The following is a 17,847-nucleotide window of genomic DNA, read 5'->3' as shown; positions in this document are numbered from 1 at the left end:
TCAGAAGAGTGTGCCCTCTTCCGGTGCCTCCAGTTCCTTCAGCAGCTCCGGGCCGTTGTTGCGGACGTTGCTGACGGCGGTGGAGACCGGGTAGGCGCGCATCAGGCCGGCCGGCGGCGGGGCGAGCAGCTCGCGCAGCGCGTCCGGTTCGGTGCGGGAGGGGTCGAGCCAGGCGTCCCAGCGGTCCGGGGTGAGCATGAGCGGCATCCGGGGATGGATGTCGGCGAGGGAGCGCGGGCCCTCGGCGGGGGCGACGGCCAGCGGGGTCCGCTCCGCCTCGGTGGTGATCACCGAGCAGGTGGCCCACCAGGCCAGCGGGTGGTCGTCGGGCAGGGTCCGGTCGCGCCAGAACTCGTACAGCCCGGCCATCGCGAACACCGAGCCGTCGGCGGGCAGCACGAAGTACGGCTGCTTGCGCGGCCGCTTCTTCCTGCCCTCCACCTCCAGCTCGCGCTCCTGGGTGCCGGTGACCCACTCGTAGTAGCCGTCGGCCGGCAGGATGCAGCGGCGGGCGGCGAAGGCGCGCCGGTAGGAGGGCTTCTCGTGCACCGTCTCGGCGCGCGCGTTGATCATCCGGGCGCCGCCCTCCGGCGTCTTGGCCCAGGACGGGACCAGGCCCCACTTCAGCCTGCGCAGCTGACGAACCGGACGCGGGGAGTCCGCGTCTTTCAGGGGGCGGTCCAGGACGGCGTAGACCTCCTTGGTCGGCGCCACGTTGTAGTCGGGCTCCAGGGTCTCCTCGGGCTCCCACTTCCCGATCTCGAAGATTCCTGCGAGATCCTCGGGCCCACGACTCGATGCATACCGTCCGCACATACGTGCAACACTGCCAGATTCCGCAGACCGAAACGGAGCCACCCGCACACATGGACAGCCTCGCCGCGACCGCGCTGCCCGGCCTCTGGGACCGGCTCACCGGCACCCAGCCCGATCCCGGCCTGTGGGTGGTGCTGGCCACCCTGGCCGCGGCACTCGCCGTGGTCCTCCCGCACCCGGTGTGGCGGATATCCCGCAACGCGGTCACCATCGCGCACGAGGGCGGCCACGGTCTGATCGCCCTGCTCACCGGCCGGCAGCTCACCGGCATCCGGCTGCACTCCGACACCAGCGGGCTCACCGTGAGCCGGGGCAAGCCGTACGGGCTCGGCATGATCCTGACGGCCGCCGCCGGGTACACCGCGCCCTCGCTGCTGGGTCTCGGCGGGGCCGCGCTGCTGGCCACCGGGCGCATCACCCTGCTGCTGTGGGCGGCCACCGCCCTGCTGGTGGCGATGCTGGTGATGATCCGCAACGCGTACGGCGTGCTGACCGTGGTCCTCGCGGGCGGGGCGTTCCTGCTGGTGTCCTGGCTGGCGGGGCCGCAGGTGCAGGCGGCGTTCGCGTACGCGGTGGTGTGGTTCCTGCTGTTCGGCGGGGTGCGGCCGCCGTTCGAGCTGCAGGCCAAGCGGTCCCGGGGCGGGGCCGGGGACTCGGACGCCGACCAGCTGTCCCGGCTGACGCACGTACCGGCGGGCCTGTGGCTGTTCCTGTTCCACGCGGTGTCCCTGTGCTCGCTGATCGGCGGAGGACGCTGGCTGCTGGAAGGTTGAGAGCGGGCCCTCCTTATAAAGTGGCCCCATGGCCCCGAACACCTCCTCCACCGCCCTCTGGCCCGCCCCGCACGCGAGCGGAGCCGTCGACGCGACGGTCCACGTGCCGGGGTCCAAGTCGGTCACCAACCGCGCCCTGGTCCTGGCCGCCCTGGCCTCCGAGCCGGGCTGGCTGCGCCGCCCGCTGCGGTCCCGCGACACCCTGCTGATGGCCGGGGCCCTCAGGACCCTGGGCGTCGAGATCGAGGAGGGGGTCGGCCCGGACGGCACCGGCGAGGCCTGGCGGGTGCTGCCCACGGAGCTGCGCGGCCCGGCCACGGTCGACGTCGGCAACGCGGGCACGGTGATGCGGTTCCTGCCGCCGGTGGCCGCGCTGGCCGACGGTCCCATCCGGTTCGACGGCGACCCGCGGTCGTACGAGCGGCCGCTCGACGGGGTGATCGACGCGCTGCGGGTGCTCGGCGCCCGGATCGACGACGACGGCCGGGGCGCGCTGCCGCTGACCGTGCACGGCGGCGGGGCCCTGGACGGCGGCCCGGTGTCGGTCGACGCCTCGTCCTCGTCCCAGTTCGTCTCCGCGCTGCTGCTGTCCGGCCCGCGCTTCAACCAGGGGGTGGAGGTCCGGCACACCGGGGCGACGCTGCCCTCGATGCCGCACATCCGGATGACGGTGGACATGCTGCGCGCGGTCGGCGCCCAGGTGGACACCCCGGAGTCGGGCGGCGAGCCGAACGTGTGGCGGGTGACGCCGGGCGCGCTGCTCGGCCGGGACCTGACGATCGAGCCGGACCTGTCCAACGCGCAGCCGTTCCTGGCGGCGGCCCTGGTCACCGGCGGCAGGGTGCTGATCCCGGACTGGCCGGCCCGCACCACCCAGCCGGGTGACCGGCTGCGGGAGATCTTCACCGAGATGGGCGGTTCCTGCGAACTCACCGAGTACGGGCTGGAGTTCAGCGGTTCGGGGGCGATCCACGGCATCGACGTGGACCTGGGCGACGTGGGCGAGCTGACCCCGGGGATCGCGGCGGTGGCCGCGCTCGCCGACTCACCGTCGACCCTGCGGGGCGTGGCCCACCTGCGGCTGCACGAGACGGACCGGCTGGCCGCGCTCACCAAGGAGATCAACGAGCTGGGCGGTGACGTCACGGAGACGGCCGACGGCCTGCACATCCGCCCGCGCCCGCTGCACGGCGGCGTCTTCCACACCTACGAGGACCACCGCATGGCGACCGCCGGCGCGGTCATCGGCCTCGCGGTGCCGGGGGTGCGGATCGAGAACGTGGCGACGACGGCGAAGACCCTGCCGGACTTCCCCGAGCTGTGGACCGGGATGCTCGGGCAGTAGGGACTTGAGTCATGCGCCGTTACGGCAAGCACACCGACGAGGACGACATCCGCAGCCGCCCCAACCGCAAGGGCAACCGGCCGCGGACGAACATCCGGCCCAAGCACGAGGACGCGGCCGAGGGCATGGTCCTCACCGTCGACCGGGGGCGGCTGACCTGCCTGGTGGAGGACCGGGCCGTCATGGCGATGAAGGCCCGCGAGCTGGGCCGCAAGGCGGCCGTGGTGGGCGACCGGGTGGCCCTGGTCGGTGATCTGTCCGGCGCGAAGGACACCCTCGCGCGGATCGTCCGCATCGAAGGGCGGTCGTCGGTGCTGCGCCGCACCGCCGACGACGACGATCCCTACGAGCGGGTCGTCGTCGCCAACGCCGACCAGCTGGCGATCGTGACGGCCCTGGCCGACCCCGAGCCACGGCCCCGGCTCATCGACCGCTGCCTGGTCGCGGCCTACGACGGCGGTCTGGAGCCGCTGCTGGTGCTGACCAAGTCGGACCTGGCCCCGCCGGACAAGCTGCTGGAGCTGTACGGCGACCTGGACATCCCCTACGTCGTCACCAGCCAGGAGGAGCTGGAGGGCGGCGGCGCGGCGGACCGGGTGCGCGAGCAGCTGGCCGGCAAGATCACCGCGTTCGTGGGGCACTCCGGTGTCGGCAAGACGACGCTGGTGAACGCGCTGGTGCCGCAGGAGCGCCGGCGCCTGACGGGCCATGTGAACGCGGTGACGGGCCGCGGCCGGCACACCACCACCTCGGCCCTGGCGCTGCCGCTGGCCGGCGCGGACGGCTGGGTCGTCGACACCCCGGGGATCCGTTCGTTCGGTCTGGCGCACATCGATCCGGGCCGGGTGATCCACGCCTTCCCGGACCTCCAACCGGGCACCGCGGGCTGCCCCCGCGCGTGCAGCCACGACGAGCCGGACTGCGCGCTGGACGCGTGGGTCGCGGAGGGTCACGCGGACCCGGCGCGGCTGTACTCGCTGCGCCGGCTGCTGGCCACCCGGGAGCGCACGGAAGGCGACTGAGGCTGGCGTTGTTTGGGGTGGGCCGGGTTCGGTAAGTGCATAATCGCACCGAGCCGGAGATCCGGACCCAACGGGAGGACCGCACATGGCGTGGCTGCTGGTCATAGTGGCCGGGATTCTGGAGACCGGCTTCGCCGTGTGCCTGAAGCTCTCGCACGGGTTCACGCGCCTGTGGCCGACGATCGCCTTCGCGTCGTTCGCTCTCGGCAGCTTCGGTCTGCTCACCCTCTCCCTGAGGAAACTCGACGTCGGCCCCGCCTACGCCGTGTGGACCGGCATCGGCGCGGCGGGCACCGCGATCTACGGGATGATCTTCCTCGGTGACCTGGTCTCCACCCTGAAGATCGTCTCCATCAGCCTGGTCATCGTCGGGGTGATCGGGCTGCAGCTGTCGGGGTCGGCGCACTGAGCGCCCCCTGAGCGGCGCCGCCCCCCTGTGCTGCTCCGGCGCCTCGTGCGGCCCGGTCCGGCGGCCGTCACACCAGGTGCCGCGGGAGTACCGCCCGTACCAGTTCCTCCATCCCGCCGCTGCCCGGCGGTGCCGCCACGCAGGACAGGGCGAGGCGGACGACCAGTTCGCAGGAGCGCAGCAGCTCCGCGGTGTCGGCCGGGGCGGCGCCGGGACCGGCCAGCGCGGTCGCCGCGCGGTCCCGCACGATCCGCACGAAGTCCCGGGGCGCCGGCAGCGGCCCGTCCGCCCGGCGCTGCGCCGGCACCGGGGAGGCGGATGGTACGGCGGTGAGCGGCGGGCTCGGCAGCCGCTCGGTCCAGCAGCCGGTGAGGATCGCCCGGACCAGCGCGTTGTCCCGGGCGGCGGCGGCCGTCCACTCGGCGGTGGCCGTCAGCCGGGCGGGCGCCCCGGCGGATCCGGCCAGGGCCCGCTCGACCCCGGCGAGGTACCCGTCGGCCTCCCGCCGCACCAGCGCCCGGGCCAGGCCGTCCTTGCTGCCGAACTCGTTGTACAGGGTCTGCCGGGACACGCCCGCCGACGCCGCCACGTCCACCATCCGCACCGCCGACCACGGCCGGCGCGTCAGCGCCGAGTAGGCGGCGTCCAACAGCGATTCCCGGGCAGCAGGCATCCACGCCTCCCTGGACCACAGCGACAGTGCGCCCAGATTTGACGCCCTTGTACGCACTGTCAAGGGTTCGCGGTGGAGTACGGGGGTTGTTCGGCCCCGGCCGTGTCACCCGGCCCCCTGTGGCCCCGTACCGGCCGCGGCGGATACCGTTCATCGCATGCCCGACTACCTGGACGACCTCCGCCTCGCCCACGTCCTCGCGGACGCGGCCGACGCCGCCACCACGGCCCGTTTCAAGGCTCTCGACCTGAAGGTGGAGACGAAGCCGGACATGACCCCGGTGAGCGAAGCGGACAAGGCGGCGGAAGAACTGATCCGCGGTCAGCTCCAGCGCGCCCGCCCCAGGGACGCCGTCCTCGGCGAGGAGTACGGCATCGAGGGCAGCGGCCCCCGCCGCTGGGTGGTCGACCCGATCGACGGCACCAAGAACTACGTCCGCGGCGTGCCCGTGTGGGCGACGCTGATCTCCCTGATGGAGGCGGGTGAGAGCGGCTACGAGCCCGTCGTCGGCCTCGTCTCCGCCCCCGCCCTCGGCCGCCGCTGGTGGGCCGCGAAGGGCCACGGCGCCTTCACGGGCCGCAACCTCACCTCCGCGACCCGCATCCACACCTCCCGCGTCGGCAGGCTCGCGGACGCCTCCTTCGCGTACTCCTCGCTGTCCGGCTGGGAGGAGCAGGGCCGGCTGGACGGCTTCCTGGACCTCACCCGCCAGGTGTGGCGCACGCGCGCGTACGGCGACTTCTGGCCGTACATGATGGTCGCCGAGGGATCCGTCGACATGTGCGCGGAGCCCGAGCTGTCCCTGTGGGACATGGCCGCGAACGCGATCATCGTGACGGAGGCGGGCGGCACCTTCACCGGCCTCGACGGCCGCCCGGGTCCGCACAGCGGCAACGCGGCCGCGTCCAACGGCCTGCTGCACGACGAGTTGCTGGGGTATCTCAAGCAGCGCCAGTGAGACACGGGAGGAGCCCGCACACGCCCTCGACTCGCGTCGCGCTCCCCCTTGTTGACCCTTCCTTTGCCTGGCACTCTGGACCCACCCCCACTTGTGAAATTGTGAACCCGTGAACCAAGCGCGGGTTCCAAGGAGGTGGCCCATCCATGCTCGTCCGTGACGCCATGAGCTCGGTGATCCTCACCCTCGGCCCCGCCCACACCCTCCGCCAGGCAGCAGCCCTGATGTCCGCCCGCCGCGTCGGCGCGGCCGTGGTCCTCGACCCGGACGCCGGCGGCATCGGCATCCTCACCGAACGCGACATCCTCAACTCCGTGGGCCTGGGCCAGAACCCGGACACGGAACGCACCCACGCCCACACCACCACCGACGTCGTCTTCGCCGCCCCCACCTGGACCCTGGAGGAGGCGGCCCGTGCCATGGCGCACGGCGGCTTCCGCCACCTCGTCGTCCTCGACCGCGGCGACGTAGCCGGGATCGTCTCGGTCCGCGACGTCATCCGCAGCTGGGCGCCTGCCCGCGAGCCCGCCCCCGTGCCCTGAACGCACGAGCGGGCCGGACCCCGGAGCACCGTGGGGTCCGGCCCGCCCGGCCGCGAGGGCGGCCGGCTCAGCCGCGCAGCGCCTGCACCGCCGCCTCCAGCCGCTTGCCGAAGTCGGCGTCGGCGTTGCGGAAGTTGCCGATCGCGCGGTCGGCGATGTCCGCGCGGGAGACCTGCGAGATCGCACCGGCGAGGTTGGTGACCAGGCGCTCCTGCTCCGCCTCCGTCATCAGCCGGTAGAGATTGCCGGCCTGCACGAAGTCGTTGTCCTCGGCGTGCACCGGCGTCGGGTGGTTGCCGGTACCGCCGGCGAGGCCGTCGAGCGGCTGCCACAGCGGGCGGCCGGTCTGCTGCGGTCCGCCGAAGCTGTTCGGCTCGTAGTTCTTCTCGCCGCCGTGCCGGCCGTCGTAGAGGAAGCCGTCCCGGGAGTTGGTGCGCGCCTCGGTGGCGTGCGGGCGGTTCACCGGCAGGTGGTCGGCGTTGATGCCGACGCGGTAGCGGTGCGCGTCGCCGTACGCGAAGAGCCGGCCCTGGAGCATCTTGTCCGGGGACGGGCCGATGCCGGGCACGAAGTGCGCCGGGGAGAAGACCGACTGCTCGACCTCGGCGAAGATGTTGCGCGGGTTGCGGTTCAGCTCCAGCTTGCCGATCTCGATGACCGGGTAGTCCGCGTGCGGCCACACCTTGGTCAGGTCGAACGGGTTGAAGCGGTACGTCGCCGCCTCCGCCGCCGGCATGATCTGCACGCCCACGGTCCAGCTCGGGAACTCGCCGCGCTCGATCGCCTCGCGCAGGTCGCGCTGGTGGGAGTCGGGGTCCTTGCCGGCGAGGACGTCGGCCTCCTCGGCGGTGAGGTTCCTGATCCCCTGGTCGGTCTTGAAGTGGTACTTGACCCAGAAGACCTCACCGGCCGCGTTGTTCCACTGGAAGGTGTGCGAGCCGAAGCCGTCCATGTGCCGGTAGGACGCCGGGATGCCGCGGTCGCCGAAGAGCCAGGTCACCTGGTGGGTCGACTCCGGCGACAGCGACCAGAAGTCCCACACGTTGTCGGCTTCCGTGGAGCCGGTGTACGGGTCGCGCTTCTGGGTGTGGATGAAGTCCGGGAACTTGATCGCGTCCCGGATGAAGAAGACCGGGGTGTTGTTGCCGACGAGGTCGTAGTTGCCCTCCTCGGTGTAGAACTTCAGCGCGAAGCCCCGCGGGTCACGGACGGCGTCCGCCGCGCCGAGGTTGCCGGCCACGGTCGAGAAGCGCAGGAAGACCTCGGTCTGCTTGCCGACCTCGGAGAGGAAGGCCGCCCGCGTGTACGGGGTGACGTCGGCGGTCACGGTGAAGGTGCCGTACGCGCCGGCGCCGCGGGCGTGCACCACGCGCTCCGGGATCCGCTCCCGGTTGAAGTGGGCCAGCTTCTCCAGCAGCAGCTGGTCCTGGACCAGGACCGGCCCGCCGACGCCCGCCGTCTCGCTGTTCTGGTTGTCGGCGACCGGAGCCCCGGCCTCCGTGGTGAGCGGTCCCTGCGTCACGTGCGCCTCCTGCGTCATCACTGACTAGTCCTGTCCTGTGGCCAAAGCCGTTCTCGATCCTACAATGGACTTTGTCTAAGTCAAACGCCGGTCCAAAGTCACACCTGTTCCCGATCTGGGGACTCCTCCTGTTAGGCTGGTGGTCATGAGCGACCTTCTGGAACGGCTGCGCGGACGCGGATGGCGGATGACCGCGCAGCGGCGCGTGGTGGCCGAGGTCCTGAACGGCGAGCACGTCCACCTGACGGCGGACGAGGTCCATGCACGGGCCGTGGCGAAGCTGCCCGAGATCTCCCGGGCGACCGTCTACAACACCCTGGGCGAGCTGGTCTCGCTCGGCGAGGTGCTGGAAGTCAGCACGGACAAGCGCGCCAAGCGGTACGACCCGAACGCGCACCGCCCGCACCACCACCTGGTGTGCGCCCGGTGCGGCGCGATCCGCGACGTCCACCCCACCGGCAACCCGCTCGCCGACCTCCCCGACACCGAGCGCTTCGGCTTCACGGTCTCGGACGTCGAGGTGACGTACCGGGGGCTGTGCCCGAACTGCGCGAGCGCGTAGCTCCCCGCTTCCCCTGGAGCCCCGGCCACCGCCGGGGCTCTTCTCGTGCGCCCACGCGGGCCCCGCACGCGCCAACCGGCGTCGCACGCACAAAAACCGAGGGCCGGAACCCATTTCTGGATTCCGGCCCTCGGCCTTCAGTAGCGGGGACAGGATTTGAACCTGCGACCTCTGGGTTATGAGCCCAGCGAGCTACCGAGCTGCTCCACCCCGCGTCGATGAATAAGACACTACGTGACGTGGGCGCCGGGACGCAAATCGCTTCCCCGGCGGTTCACGCCGAGAGCTCCTCCCGCAGCGCGTCCCGCAGCCGCCCGGCCCGCTCGGCCACCTCCGGCGGCCCCAGCGCCACCGCACGGTCGGCCCACCGCTGCCCCTCGGCCAGCTCGCCGCGACGCGCGTAGACCAGGGCCAGCCGCAGCGCCGCCCGCCCGTGCCCGGCGTCCGCGGCGCGGGTCCACCACACCGCCGCCTCCGGCTCACTGCCCTCGCGGGCGAGCAGCAGCCCGAGGTTGAAGGCGCCGTTGCGCGAGCCGGCCTCGGCCGCCGCCCGGTACCACCGCGCCGCCTCCACCACATCACCCCGTGCCGCCGCGAGCATGCCGACCCGGACCTGCGCCCGCCGGTGCCCCTGCGAGGCGGCACGCTCGTACCACTCCTCGCACTCGGTCTTCTCCTGCACGGTCTCACCCAGCTCGTGCGCGGGCTCCGGGGGCCGGCGCGCGTCGAGCAGGGCGGCCAGCCGGTATGCGCCCTCCGCGCTGCCGCCGCCCGCCGCGCAGCGCAGGTGCCGCTCGGCCTCCTGCTCGTCGCCCTCGCGCAGCCGGGCGATGCCGACCTGCAGCGCCGCCTCGGCGTGTCCCGCGGCGGCCGCCCGCTCGTACCAGCGCAGCGCCGTCTCGTCCTCGCCGCGCCCGGCGTAGAGGATGCCGAGGTTGAAGGCGGCGTCCACGCTGCCGGCCTCGGCGGCCTTGGAGAACCACGGCTCGGCGCCGGTGGTGTCGCCGCCCTGGAGCAGCAGGATGGCCAGCGCGTTGGCGGCCTCGCGGTGCCCGGCGTAGGCCGCCCGCCGGTACCACTGCTCGGCCTGGGCGGTGCGGCCCTGTTCGGCGCAGAGCAGCCCGAGGTTGTAGGCGCCGTTGTCGTCGCCGGCGTCCAGCGCGGCCCGGTACCAGCGTTCGGCGGTCTGGGTCTCGCCGCGCTCGGCGTGCAGGGCACCGAGCGCGTTGGCCGCGTTGCCGTCGCCCTCCTGGGCGGCGCGCAGCCACCACACGGCCGCGCTCTCGCTGTCGCCGGCGTCGCGCAGCAGGAACCCCAGGGCGCAGGCGGCCCGCGGCTCGCCGTCCTTGGCGGAGGTCAGGTACCAGCGCCCTGCCTCCTTCAGCTCGCCGCGCTTCTCCAGGATCGCCCCGAGGTGCAGGGCGGCCCGCCGGTGGCCGCGCGCGGCGGCCTGCCGGTACCACTGCTCGGCCTCCGCGACAGCGTTGTCGGGCGCGGCCTCCTCCCCCGGTCCGGCCGTACGGTCCAGGGCGCGCGCCAGCCGGTAGGCGGCCTCGCGGTGCCCGCGCTCGGCGGCGGCCCGCATCCAGTGCTCGGCGCCGACGTCCCCGCGGTGCTCCAGCAGGTCGGCGAGCGCGTAGGCACCCAGGACGTGGCCCTGCTCGGCGGACTGGCGCAGCCAGTACTCGGCGGCCGGCTCGTCCCCGCGCTCGCGGTGGTGGCGGCCCAGCGCGTGCGCGGCGGCGGCGGAACCGGCCACGGCGGCGATCCGCCACCAGCCGGCCGCCTCCTCGGGGTAGCCGCGCTGGTGCAGCAGGACGCCCAGGTTGTTGGCGGCGGCGCGGTCACCGGCCGCGGTGGCCGCGCGCAGGTGGGGTTCGGCTCCGTCGAGGTCGCCGCGGCGCAGCAGCATGGCCCCGAGGACGCTCGCCGCCTCGGCGTCGCCGCTCTGCGCGGCGAGCGCGAGGCGCATCTCCTCCTCGGCTGCCTCCCCCAGGTCAACCATCTCCTCACGGGCCGGCTCCGTGCCGGAAGACTGCACAAATCGCCCTGTCCCGAACAGAGTTGCCTTGTCCCCCATAACGTCCATCGTCGCACCACCTGCAACCTGGGTACACCCGGTATACCGCAGCCCGTGAGGTCACTTCAGCGTTTTGTCGACATGCCCACAGGGAGACAAGTCAAACACACACCACCCGACTACCCACGGCGGCGCGGCCGACCCACCCCCCAGGACATGAGTTCGTTCGCACACCACGAAGGCCCGGATCCTTGTTGGATCCGGGCCTTCGACTTCAGTAGCGGGGACAGGATTTGAACCTGCGACCTCTGGGTTATGAGCCCAGCGAGCTACCGAGCTGCTCCACCCCGCGCCGTTGCAGGTCAACCGTACCACGGCGCGGAGGCGCAGTGATCAGCCCCTGGACTTGGACTGTGCGTCCTCGGCGCGCTTCAGCGCGTCCTGGAGGTCCTTCTGGGCCTTGGCGTACGCGTCCCAGTCGGGCCCGTCCTTCAGCGCCTGCTGTCCGGCGTCGAAGGCCTTCTGGGCGTCCTCCAGCGCCTGCCTGACGGTCGGGTTGGCGGTGTTGGGCGGGTTCTTGGTGCCGGTCTCCGGTGGTGTGGTGGCCGGGCCCTTGGTGCCGAAGACCTTGTCGAGCGCCTCGCCGAGCGTGTTCTCGAACGCGGTCCGGCCCTCGTAGGTGACCAGAACCTTGCGCAGCAACGGGTACTTCAGTCCACCGCCGCGTACGTAGACAGGCTCCACGTACAGCAGTCCGCCGTCCAGCGGCACGGTCAGCAGGTTGCCGTACTCGATGTCGGAGTCGCCGCCCTTGAGGAGTTTGATCGCGGCGGCGATGTCCTGTTCGGAGTTGAACTGGCTCTGGACCTGCTTGGGACCGTCGACCGTCGTGCTGGTCGGCAGCTTCAGGATTCTGATCTTGCCGTAGTCGCCGGTGCCGGCCTCGGCGTCGACCGTCATGAACGCGCTCAGGTTGTCGCGGCCGTTGGGCGTGAACGTCGTCGACAGCGAGAACGCCTGCGTGCTCTGGTCGGGCATCTTCATGCTCAGGTAGTACGGCGGAACCGCGTTGCCCGACTTGTTGGTCGGGTCGTCCGGCACCTGCCACACCTCGCTGCCGGTGAGGAACGTCTGCGCGTCCGTCACGTGGTAGCGGGTGAGCAGTTCGCGCTGCACCTTGAACAGGTCCTGCGGGTAGCGCAGATGGGACATCAGGTCCCCGGAGATGGCGCTGCGCGGCTGCACCGTGTCGGGGAAGGCCTTCATCCAGGTCTTCAGCACCGGGTCCCGGGTGTCCCACTGGTAGAGCTTGACCTCGCCGGTGTACGCGTCGACGGTCGCCTTCACCGAGTTGCGGATGTAGTTGACCTGGTTCTGCTGGGCCACCACCGCGCGCGAGTTGTTCGTCGCGGTCAGCGAGTCGGCCGTGGTGTCACCGAGGGTCGTGCGCGAGGAGTACGGGTAGCCGTTCGACGTCGTGTAGGCGTCGACGATCCACTGGATGCGGTGGTCGACGACCGCCGGGTACGCGTCGCCGTCGATGGTCAGCCAGGGGGCGACCGCCTCCACGCGCTCCTTGGGGGTGCGGTTGTACAGGATCCGCGAGCCCTTGCCGATCGCGCCCGAGTAGAGGATCTGCGGCTCGTTGAACGCCACCGCGTACGCGGCCCGGTTGACCGGGTTGTCGAGGTTGACCCCGCTCCCGCCCTGGTAGCTGGTGGCCTTCTCCCCGTTGTCGTCGGAGTAGTCGATCTCCTTCTGGGGACCGCCGACGATGGAGTAGGTGGATGTCTTCTCGCCGTAGTAGATCCGCTGCTCGTACGTGCCGAGGTCGCCGCGGGAGGGCAGGTCGTACTCGGTGAAGACCGGCTGGCCCTGGGAGTCGGCCTCGGTGCCCTTGGCGGCGACCGCGCCGTAGCCGTGCGTGTAGCGGAAGTGGTCGTTGATCCAGTTGTTCTTCGGGATGCCGGCCAGGTTCAGCTCGCGCAGGCCGATGACCGTGTCCTGGTCCTTGCCGTCCGTGGTGGGGTAGCGGTCGACGTCCAGGTTGGTCGGGAACCCGTAGTAGTTCTTCATCTGCTGGAGCTGCTGGAACGTCGGCGAGACGATGTTCGGGTCCATGATCCGGATGCTCGCCGCGTCGTTCGCGTCGCCGCGCAGCGTGGTCTTGTCCGAGGTCGTGGACTTGCCCGCGTACTCGGTGACCTTGGCGTCGTCGATGCCGTACGCCTGGCGGGTCGCCTTCAGGTTCTTCTGGACGTACGGCGCCTCCTTCGCCTGCTCGTTCGGCTGGACCTGGAACTTCTGCACGATGGCCGGGTACAGGCCGCCGATCAGGATCGCCGACAGCACCATCAGGCCGAAGCCGATGACGGGCAGCTGCCAGGTGCGCCGCCACAGGGTGGCGAAGAACAGCAGCGCGCAGATGACGGCGATGCAGAACAGGATGGTCTTGGCCGGCAGGTAGGCGTTGGCGTCGACGTAGCGCAGGCCGGTCCAGTTGTCGGTCGCCTTGAAGTCGCTGGACTTGACCGCGAGGCCGTACCGGTCGAGCCAGTAGGCGACCGCCTTGAGGGCGACGAAGATGCCGAGCAGCACCGAGAGGTGTCCGGTCGCGGCGGCGGTGGCGCGCGCGCCCGGGCTGGTGACGCGCAGCCCGCCGTACAGGTAGTGGGTGAGCGCGGCGGCGATCAGGCACAGGATGGCGGCGGCGAAGCCGAAGCCCAGCAGGAAGCGGTACCAGGGCAGGTCGAACGCGTAGAAGGAGACGTCCAGGTGGAACTGCGGGTCCTTCTCGTGGAAGGGCACGCCGTTCACCCACATCAGCCAGGTCCGCCACTGGCTGGACGCGGAGGCGCCCGCGATCAGCCCGACCAGCGCGGTGACGGCGAGCAGCAGCCACTTCTTGTACGGCGCGATGGCCATGCGGTAGCGGTCGAGGCTCTGCTGCTCCATGGACATGGCGCTCAGCGGTGGCCGCAGCCGGTGCGCGAGCCAGATGTTGAGGCCGACCGCGGCCGCCATCAGCAGGCCGAAGACGAAGAACAGCCCGATCTTGGTCGACAGGGTGGTGGTGAACACGGACGAGTAGTGCACCGACCGGTACCACAGCCAGTCCGTCCAGAAGCCCGCGAACATGGTGAACGCCATGCCGAGGACGGCGAGGACGCCCAGTGTCACGAGCAGGGTCCTCACCCTCCGGGACGGGCGGCCCGCTCTGATCCGTGGCCCCGTCGGGCCTCCGCCACGGTCCGGCATCTGGAAAGCCAAGGTGCGCACCTCGAAGTTCGCTGTCGATCCGTCAGACCCCCGGGTTCGCGGGCCCGCCGTGGCCCCCCGTGATCGCGGGCCCACACCTATGCAACTTACTCACGGTTTACTCGGTTCCCGATTCCGGCCCTGAACGAGGCAGGATTGTGACCATGTCCAACACTCCCATGGCAGCGAGCCCGCTCACCCGGGCCGTACTAGAGATCGACGAGTACGTCTCCGGCCTCGGCTGGGACCAGCCAGCTCGCCTTTTCGCCCTCGTAGACACCGCACGGCTGCGGGTTCAGGAACCGTCGCTCGCGGCCCAGCTGGGCCTGCAGGACGAGTCCGAGACCGTCGGTCTCACCCCGATCGAGCAGGACGAGATCCCGTCCGGCAAACCGCTCGACGAGTTCCTCGGCACCATCGCCTGGCCCGACGCGGTGACCGGCTGCGCGCTCGCCGTGGAGCGCCTGATGCTGCCGCCGTCCGCCGAGGCGCAGGTCCCCTCGGGTCTGGACGAGGCCGGGCTGGCGAGGTGGGTGGCCGAGCACCCCGAGCGCCAGGAGGTCCGGATGACGGTGGCCGTGCTGCGCGACGGCAGCCGCGAGTCGGCGCTGCGGCTGCGCGAGAAGGACTCCCCGACGGAGGTCCTGACCGGCCCCGATCTGGTGCCGGGCCTTGCGGAGGCCCTGGTGGCGACCTTCGCGGACTGATCCCGTCCCGCGGTACGACGACGGGGGCGCCCCTGGTGGTCAGGGAGCGCCCCCCGCCGTGTCAGGGCCGGTTCAGCCCTTGGTGGTGCACGTGGGCAGGGCGGCGGTGTCGCCGCTGCGGATGTCCTTCAGCGCGCCGAGCGCGTCACCGATGGTCCTGACCTTGACCAGGGTGAGTCCGCCCGGGGTGTCCTTGGCGGCCGCGGCGCAGTTGTCGGCGGGGGTCAGGAAGTACCGGGCGCCCTTGTCGCGCGCGCCGACGGTCTTCATCTCGATGCCGCCGATCGGGCCGACGGTGCCGTTGTCGTCGATGGTGCCGGTGCCGGCGACGAAGGTGCCGCCGGTGAGGTCGCCCGGGGAGAGCTTGTCGTAGATCCCGAGGGCGAACATCAGGCCGGCGCTGGGCCCGCCGACGTCGGCGAGCTTGATGTCGATGGCGAACGGGAAGGTGTGGTCGGTCCCGGCGGAGATGCCGACGATGGCCCGCTTGGCTCCGCTGTCGCCGGAGGTCGCGGTGGTGATCGTGACGTCCTGCGTCCGGGTCGCCGTCCTGCCGGCCTTCTCGGCGGCGGCCTGCTCCTTGGCCGGGACGACGGTGAAGACGACCTTCTGTCCGGGCTTGTGCTTGGTCACCAGCTTGGCGACGTCGGCCGGCTGCCTGACGGCCGCGCCGTCGACGGCCTTGATCACGTCACCGGCGTGCAGCCGGCCCTCGGCCGGGGAGCCCTTGACGACCGTGGAGACGATCACCCAGGACCGCACCGGGATACCCAGTTCCTTCAGGGCGGCGACCTTGGCGCTCTCCTGGGACTGGCTGAACTCCTCGGCGTTCTCCTGGGTGGACTGCTCCTCCGTCTTGCCGTCCGGGTACAGCGTGTCGTGCGGGACGATCTTGCTGTCGTGCGCGAGCCAGCCGTAGACGGCCTCGACCAGGTTCAACCGGTAGTCGGCGCTGGTGACCCGGACGGTGGTCATGTTGAGGTGGCCGTCCGCCGGGTAGGTCTTGTGGCCGGAGATCTGCAGCACCGGCTCGCCGTCGTGCTCCCCGAGCGTGTTCACGGTGGGGCCGGGGGACATCTCCGCGTACGGCACGGGGATGAGCACTCCCGCGCACAGGAGCGCGATCAGCATCAGGGTCGAGGCGAGCATCGTCGCGGTGCGGCGTGGCATGGCACGACAGTACGGGACGCCCCTGTCGGCGCACCGTCAGGGCACCCCCGTCAGGCGCCGCGCGCGCCCGTGCGGGACTTCTCCATGACTTCCCGGAACCGGGCGTATCCGTCCAGCTCTGGACCGTCGCTGCGGGCCTTGCGGGTCCGGTTGGCCCAACTGCCCCACAGTCCGCCACCGACCGCGGCCACCAGCGGGATCGACAGCCAGACAAGCACCCCCATGCCGACCTCCCTCAAACCATGAGCGTCCGCAACTGACTGATGAGCAGATTAACCATCCGCATGGACAACGCTCACGCGAGGGTGCCGGTTACGCAACCGCAGGGGTTCGTGCGCCGTGTGTGACCCGTTCGGGTCGGCCTCAGCAGGCGCCGACCCATTCGTCGGTGCCGTCGGAGAACCTCTGGTGCTTCCAGATGGGCACCTCGTGCTTGAGGTCGTCGATCAGCATGCGGCAGGCGTCGAAGGCCTCCGCGCGGTGCGGGCAGGCCACGGCGACGACGACGGCGAGGTCCCCCACCCGCAGGTCGCCCACCCGGTGGACGGCGGCCAGCGCCCGCACGGGGTGGCCGGCGACGACCTTCTCGGCGATCCGCCGCATCTCGGCCTCGGCGCTGGGATGGCACGAGTACCCGAGCGCGTCCACGTCGGCGCCCTCGTCGTGGTTGCGCACCGTGCCCACGAACAGCGCGACGCCGCCGGCCGCGTCGTCCCCCACGGCCCGGAACACCTCGTCCACGGAGAGCGGTGTCTCGCGGACGGCGATCAGCTTGATGGGATCCTGGGCCGCCCGCTCACCGGGGTGGTCGTTCGTGAGTGCCATGCGTCCATCGTGCCGTACGCCTCGGACACCGGGGAATGCGAGATTCACCCGGCACGCGCGCGGGATGCCTTGGAGTGTCCTACGACGCGCGTGCGGTCCCTTTCCGGCCCTGGGCCGGTCGCGTCAGCGCCGGCGGGCCTTGCGGGCCCGCCGTACGACGGCCGCGGCGCCCAGCAGGGCGACCGTCGCGCCGGCCGCGCCGGCCGCCGTCGCGTCCTTGCGCCCCAGCCGCCGGCCGGCCACCGTGTGCCGCCCGGACACCTCCTCCAGCAGCTCGGCGAGGACCTCCTCGTTGGTCCACTTCGGCCGCCACCCGGCGTCGTGCAGCCGGCTCCCGCTGACCACCCAGGGGTACATCGTGTACGCGAGGTCGCCCGCCGGGGACGGGGTGAGGCCGATGCGGTGCAGCCGGGCCGCCGCGCCGAGCGCGACCGCGGAGGGCAGCTCCATCCGCCGGATGCCGCTGAGCTCCTCGACCTCCTCCTGCTCCAGCCAGCCGTCGCAGCCGACGGCCAGCTCCCCCTCGACCTTCTCCAGGACGGCGTACTCCAGGGCGCTGCACAGGTCCTCGACGTGGCAGAACTGCCACGCGGGCCGCGACCCGGCCACGACCAGCAGCCGTGGCGACTCGAAGTACCTGGTCAGCGCGGTGTCGGTGCCGCCGACGAGGACGGCCGGGCGGACCACGGTGACGTTGAGGCCCGGATGCGCGCGCGGCGCCCGGCGCGCCAGCCGCTCGATCTCCAGCAGGTCGCCGACCCCGGTCGCCTCGGCGGTGGCGTTCAGCTCGGCGTCCTCCGACAGGGGCAGCTCGTTGTCCGGGAGCGCGCCGTAGACCATCGCGGAGGTGCACAGCACCACGCGGTGCACCCCGGCCGCCGCGGCGGCGGTCAGGACGGTCTGCGTCCCCCGGACGTTGTAAGCGGTGCGTGCCGCCGGATCGGTCTCCAGGTCGAGGTCGAGCGCCAGGTGGACGACGACGTCGGCGCCGCGCAGCTTGTCCGCGATGGCGGGGTCGCGGACGTCGAGGATGTGCCACTGGGCACCGGCGCACTCGCCGCGCCGCTCGTCGATGGCGAGGACCTGTCTGACCTCCTCGGAGGCGGCGAGCCGCTCGGTGAGCAGGGCGCCGACCCCGGTGGCGGCGCCGGTCACCGCGACGACGGGCCCGCGCACGGCGGGAGGGGTTGAGGGGTTTCGCGCTGCGCGAACCTGCGGATCTGGGGAACTCACCGGGCGTCTCCA

The 17,847-nt window shown here is 71.9% G+C and carries 17 protein-coding genes and 2 tRNA genes; 8 read left to right on the top strand and 11 right to left on the bottom strand.

Translation table 11 applies throughout. The annotated features are described in order from the left end of the window. Complete coding sequence (locus IG05_RS0103655) at positions 1 to 816, bottom strand: SOS response-associated peptidase (RefSeq protein WP_030339016.1); 816 nt, start codon at positions 814 to 816, stop codon at positions 1 to 3. A gap of 50 nt (positions 817 to 866) precedes the next feature. Here IG05_RS0103655 and IG05_RS0103650 point away from each other — a divergent pair, with 50 nt between their 5' ends. The 4 genes from IG05_RS0103650 to IG05_RS0103635 all read left to right on the top strand — a co-directional run bounded on the left by IG05_RS0103650 (position 867) and on the right by IG05_RS0103635 (position 4,365). Continuing rightward, positions 867 to 1,589, top strand: coding sequence for a M50 family metallopeptidase (locus tag IG05_RS0103650; RefSeq protein WP_030339014.1), 723 nt, complete (start codon positions 867 to 869; stop codon positions 1,587 to 1,589). A 28-nt stretch (positions 1,590 to 1,617) separates the two neighbouring features. Beyond that, positions 1,618 to 2,934 carry a 3-phosphoshikimate 1-carboxyvinyltransferase gene (gene aroA / locus IG05_RS0103645; protein ID WP_030339012.1) on the top strand — a complete coding sequence of 439 codons (1,317 nt, stop codon included), beginning with the start codon at positions 1,618 to 1,620 and terminating at the stop codon, positions 2,932 to 2,934. 11 nt (positions 2,935 to 2,945) lie between these two features. Beyond that, on the top strand, positions 2,946 to 3,956 hold the full coding sequence (rsgA, locus tag IG05_RS0103640) for a ribosome small subunit-dependent GTPase A (RefSeq protein ID WP_030339011.1): 1,011 nt from the start codon (positions 2,946 to 2,948) through the stop codon (positions 3,954 to 3,956). Between the two features lie 85 nt (positions 3,957 to 4,041). Further along, positions 4,042 to 4,365: a DMT family transporter gene (locus IG05_RS0103635; RefSeq protein ID WP_030339009.1), complete on the top strand. Its 324-nt coding sequence runs from the start codon at positions 4,042 to 4,044 to the stop codon at positions 4,363 to 4,365. A 67-nt stretch (positions 4,366 to 4,432) separates the two neighbouring features. Here IG05_RS0103635 and IG05_RS0103630 read toward each other — a convergent pair whose 3' ends face one another. Beyond that, positions 4,433 to 5,038 carry a TetR/AcrR family transcriptional regulator gene (locus IG05_RS0103630; RefSeq protein WP_030339007.1) on the bottom strand — a complete coding sequence of 202 codons (606 nt, stop codon included), beginning with the start codon at positions 5,036 to 5,038 and terminating at the stop codon, positions 4,433 to 4,435. Between the two features lie 157 nt (positions 5,039 to 5,195). Here IG05_RS0103630 and hisN point away from each other — a divergent pair, with 157 nt between their 5' ends. Continuing rightward, a complete protein-coding gene (hisN, locus tag IG05_RS0103625; RefSeq protein ID WP_030339006.1) occupies positions 5,196 to 5,996 on the top strand; it encodes a histidinol-phosphatase in 801 nt (266 codons plus the stop codon). Positions 5,997 to 6,142: 146 nt separating this feature from the next. Then, entirely contained in the window at positions 6,143 to 6,538 is a 396-nt protein-coding gene (locus tag IG05_RS0103620) for a cyclic nucleotide-binding/CBS domain-containing protein (protein ID WP_030339004.1), read from the top strand. A gap of 67 nt (positions 6,539 to 6,605) precedes the next feature. Here IG05_RS0103620 and IG05_RS0103615 read toward each other — a convergent pair whose 3' ends face one another. Beyond that, positions 6,606 to 8,060, bottom strand: coding sequence for a catalase (locus IG05_RS0103615; protein ID WP_030339002.1), 1,455 nt, complete (start codon positions 8,058 to 8,060; stop codon positions 6,606 to 6,608). A 145-nt stretch (positions 8,061 to 8,205) separates the two neighbouring features. Here IG05_RS0103615 and IG05_RS0103610 point away from each other — a divergent pair, with 145 nt between their 5' ends. After that, positions 8,206 to 8,622 carry a Fur family transcriptional regulator gene (locus IG05_RS0103610; protein WP_030339000.1) on the top strand — a complete coding sequence of 139 codons (417 nt, stop codon included), beginning with the start codon at positions 8,206 to 8,208 and terminating at the stop codon, positions 8,620 to 8,622. Between the two features lie 141 nt (positions 8,623 to 8,763). Here the strand turns inward: IG05_RS0103610 and IG05_RS0103605 are convergent. The 4 genes from IG05_RS0103605 to IG05_RS0103590 form a co-directional block, all read right to left on the bottom strand. Then, positions 8,764 to 8,837: transfer RNA gene (locus IG05_RS0103605), tRNA-Met, on the bottom strand. Positions 8,838 to 8,896: 59 nt separating this feature from the next. Further along, a complete protein-coding gene (locus IG05_RS0103600) occupies positions 8,897 to 10,711 on the bottom strand; it encodes a tetratricopeptide repeat protein (RefSeq protein WP_199808241.1) in 1,815 nt (604 codons plus the stop codon). Positions 10,712 to 10,920: 209 nt separating this feature from the next. After that, positions 10,921 to 10,994, bottom strand: a tRNA-Met gene (locus IG05_RS0103595). 41 nt (positions 10,995 to 11,035) lie between these two features. Beyond that, positions 11,036 to 13,900, bottom strand: a complete 2,865-nt coding sequence (locus tag IG05_RS0103590) for a UPF0182 family protein (protein WP_234335762.1) — start codon at positions 13,898 to 13,900, stop codon at positions 11,036 to 11,038. 164 nt (positions 13,901 to 14,064) lie between these two features. On the opposite strand from IG05_RS0103590, the gene IG05_RS0103585 reads away from it, so the two are divergent. After that, positions 14,065 to 14,607: a PPA1309 family protein gene (locus IG05_RS0103585; protein ID WP_030338986.1), complete on the top strand. Its 543-nt coding sequence runs from the start codon at positions 14,065 to 14,067 to the stop codon at positions 14,605 to 14,607. Positions 14,608 to 14,679: 72 nt separating this feature from the next. On the opposite strand, the gene IG05_RS0103580 is transcribed toward IG05_RS0103585, so the two are convergent. The 4 genes from IG05_RS0103580 to IG05_RS0103565 form a co-directional block, all read right to left on the bottom strand. Next, positions 14,680 to 15,777: a PDZ domain-containing protein gene (locus IG05_RS0103580; RefSeq protein WP_030338982.1), complete on the bottom strand. Its 1,098-nt coding sequence runs from the start codon at positions 15,775 to 15,777 to the stop codon at positions 14,680 to 14,682. A 50-nt stretch (positions 15,778 to 15,827) separates the two neighbouring features. Then, positions 15,828 to 16,001: a hypothetical protein gene (locus IG05_RS48255; RefSeq protein WP_199808239.1), complete on the bottom strand. Its 174-nt coding sequence runs from the start codon at positions 15,999 to 16,001 to the stop codon at positions 15,828 to 15,830. 139 nt (positions 16,002 to 16,140) lie between these two features. Continuing rightward, on the bottom strand, positions 16,141 to 16,602 hold the full coding sequence (locus tag IG05_RS0103570) for a molybdenum cofactor biosynthesis protein MoaE (protein WP_030338981.1): 462 nt from the start codon (positions 16,600 to 16,602) through the stop codon (positions 16,141 to 16,143). A gap of 123 nt (positions 16,603 to 16,725) precedes the next feature. Then, positions 16,726 to 17,835: an SDR family oxidoreductase gene (locus IG05_RS0103565; RefSeq protein ID WP_030338980.1), complete on the bottom strand. Its 1,110-nt coding sequence runs from the start codon at positions 17,833 to 17,835 to the stop codon at positions 16,726 to 16,728. Positions 17,836 to 17,847 lie beyond the last annotated feature (12 nt).

It is taken from the genome of Streptomyces sp. NRRL S-1022 (assembly GCF_000720135.1).
Lineage (GTDB): Bacteria > Actinomycetota > Actinomycetes > Streptomycetales > Streptomycetaceae > Streptomyces.
The sequence above is the reverse complement of the archived record's forward strand: the minus strand, read 5'-3'. Positions and strand labels throughout refer to the sequence as shown.

Bases quoted from the DNA above. Each gene is read 5' to 3' on its own strand.
- IG05_RS0103635 (WP_030339009.1), top strand. From the start codon at position 4,042: ATGGCGTGGCTGCTGGTCATAGTGGCCGGGATTCTGGAGACCGGCTTC.
- IG05_RS0103600 (WP_199808241.1), bottom strand. From the start codon at position 10,711: ATGGACGTTATGGGGGACAAGGCAACTCTGTTCGGGACAGGGCGATTT.
- IG05_RS0103620 (WP_030339004.1), top strand. From the start codon at position 6,143: ATGCTCGTCCGTGACGCCATGAGCTCGGTGATCCTCACCCTCGGCCCC.
- hisN (WP_030339006.1), top strand. From the start codon at position 5,196: ATGCCCGACTACCTGGACGACCTCCGCCTCGCCCACGTCCTCGCGGAC.
- IG05_RS0103585 (WP_030338986.1), top strand. From the start codon at position 14,065: ATGTCCAACACTCCCATGGCAGCGAGCCCGCTCACCCGGGCCGTACTA.
- IG05_RS0103570 (WP_030338981.1), bottom strand. From the start codon at position 16,602: ATGGCACTCACGAACGACCACCCCGGTGAGCGGGCGGCCCAGGATCCC.
- IG05_RS48255 (WP_199808239.1), bottom strand. From the start codon at position 16,001: ATGGGGGTGCTTGTCTGGCTGTCGATCCCGCTGGTGGCCGCGGTCGGT.
- IG05_RS0103650 (WP_030339014.1), top strand. From the start codon at position 867: ATGGACAGCCTCGCCGCGACCGCGCTGCCCGGCCTCTGGGACCGGCTC.
- IG05_RS0103630 (WP_030339007.1), bottom strand. From the start codon at position 5,038: ATGCCTGCTGCCCGGGAATCGCTGTTGGACGCCGCCTACTCGGCGCTG.
- IG05_RS0103655 (WP_030339016.1), bottom strand. From the start codon at position 816: ATGTGCGGACGGTATGCATCGAGTCGTGGGCCCGAGGATCTCGCAGGA.
- rsgA (WP_030339011.1), top strand. From the start codon at position 2,946: ATGCGCCGTTACGGCAAGCACACCGACGAGGACGACATCCGCAGCCGC.
- IG05_RS0103590 (WP_234335762.1), bottom strand. From the start codon at position 13,900: ATGCCGGACCGTGGCGGAGGCCCGACGGGGCCACGGATCAGAGCGGGC.
- IG05_RS0103580 (WP_030338982.1), bottom strand. From the start codon at position 15,777: ATGCCACGCCGCACCGCGACGATGCTCGCCTCGACCCTGATGCTGATC.
- IG05_RS0103610 (WP_030339000.1), top strand. From the start codon at position 8,206: ATGAGCGACCTTCTGGAACGGCTGCGCGGACGCGGATGGCGGATGACC.
- aroA (WP_030339012.1), top strand. From the start codon at position 1,618: ATGGCCCCGAACACCTCCTCCACCGCCCTCTGGCCCGCCCCGCACGCG.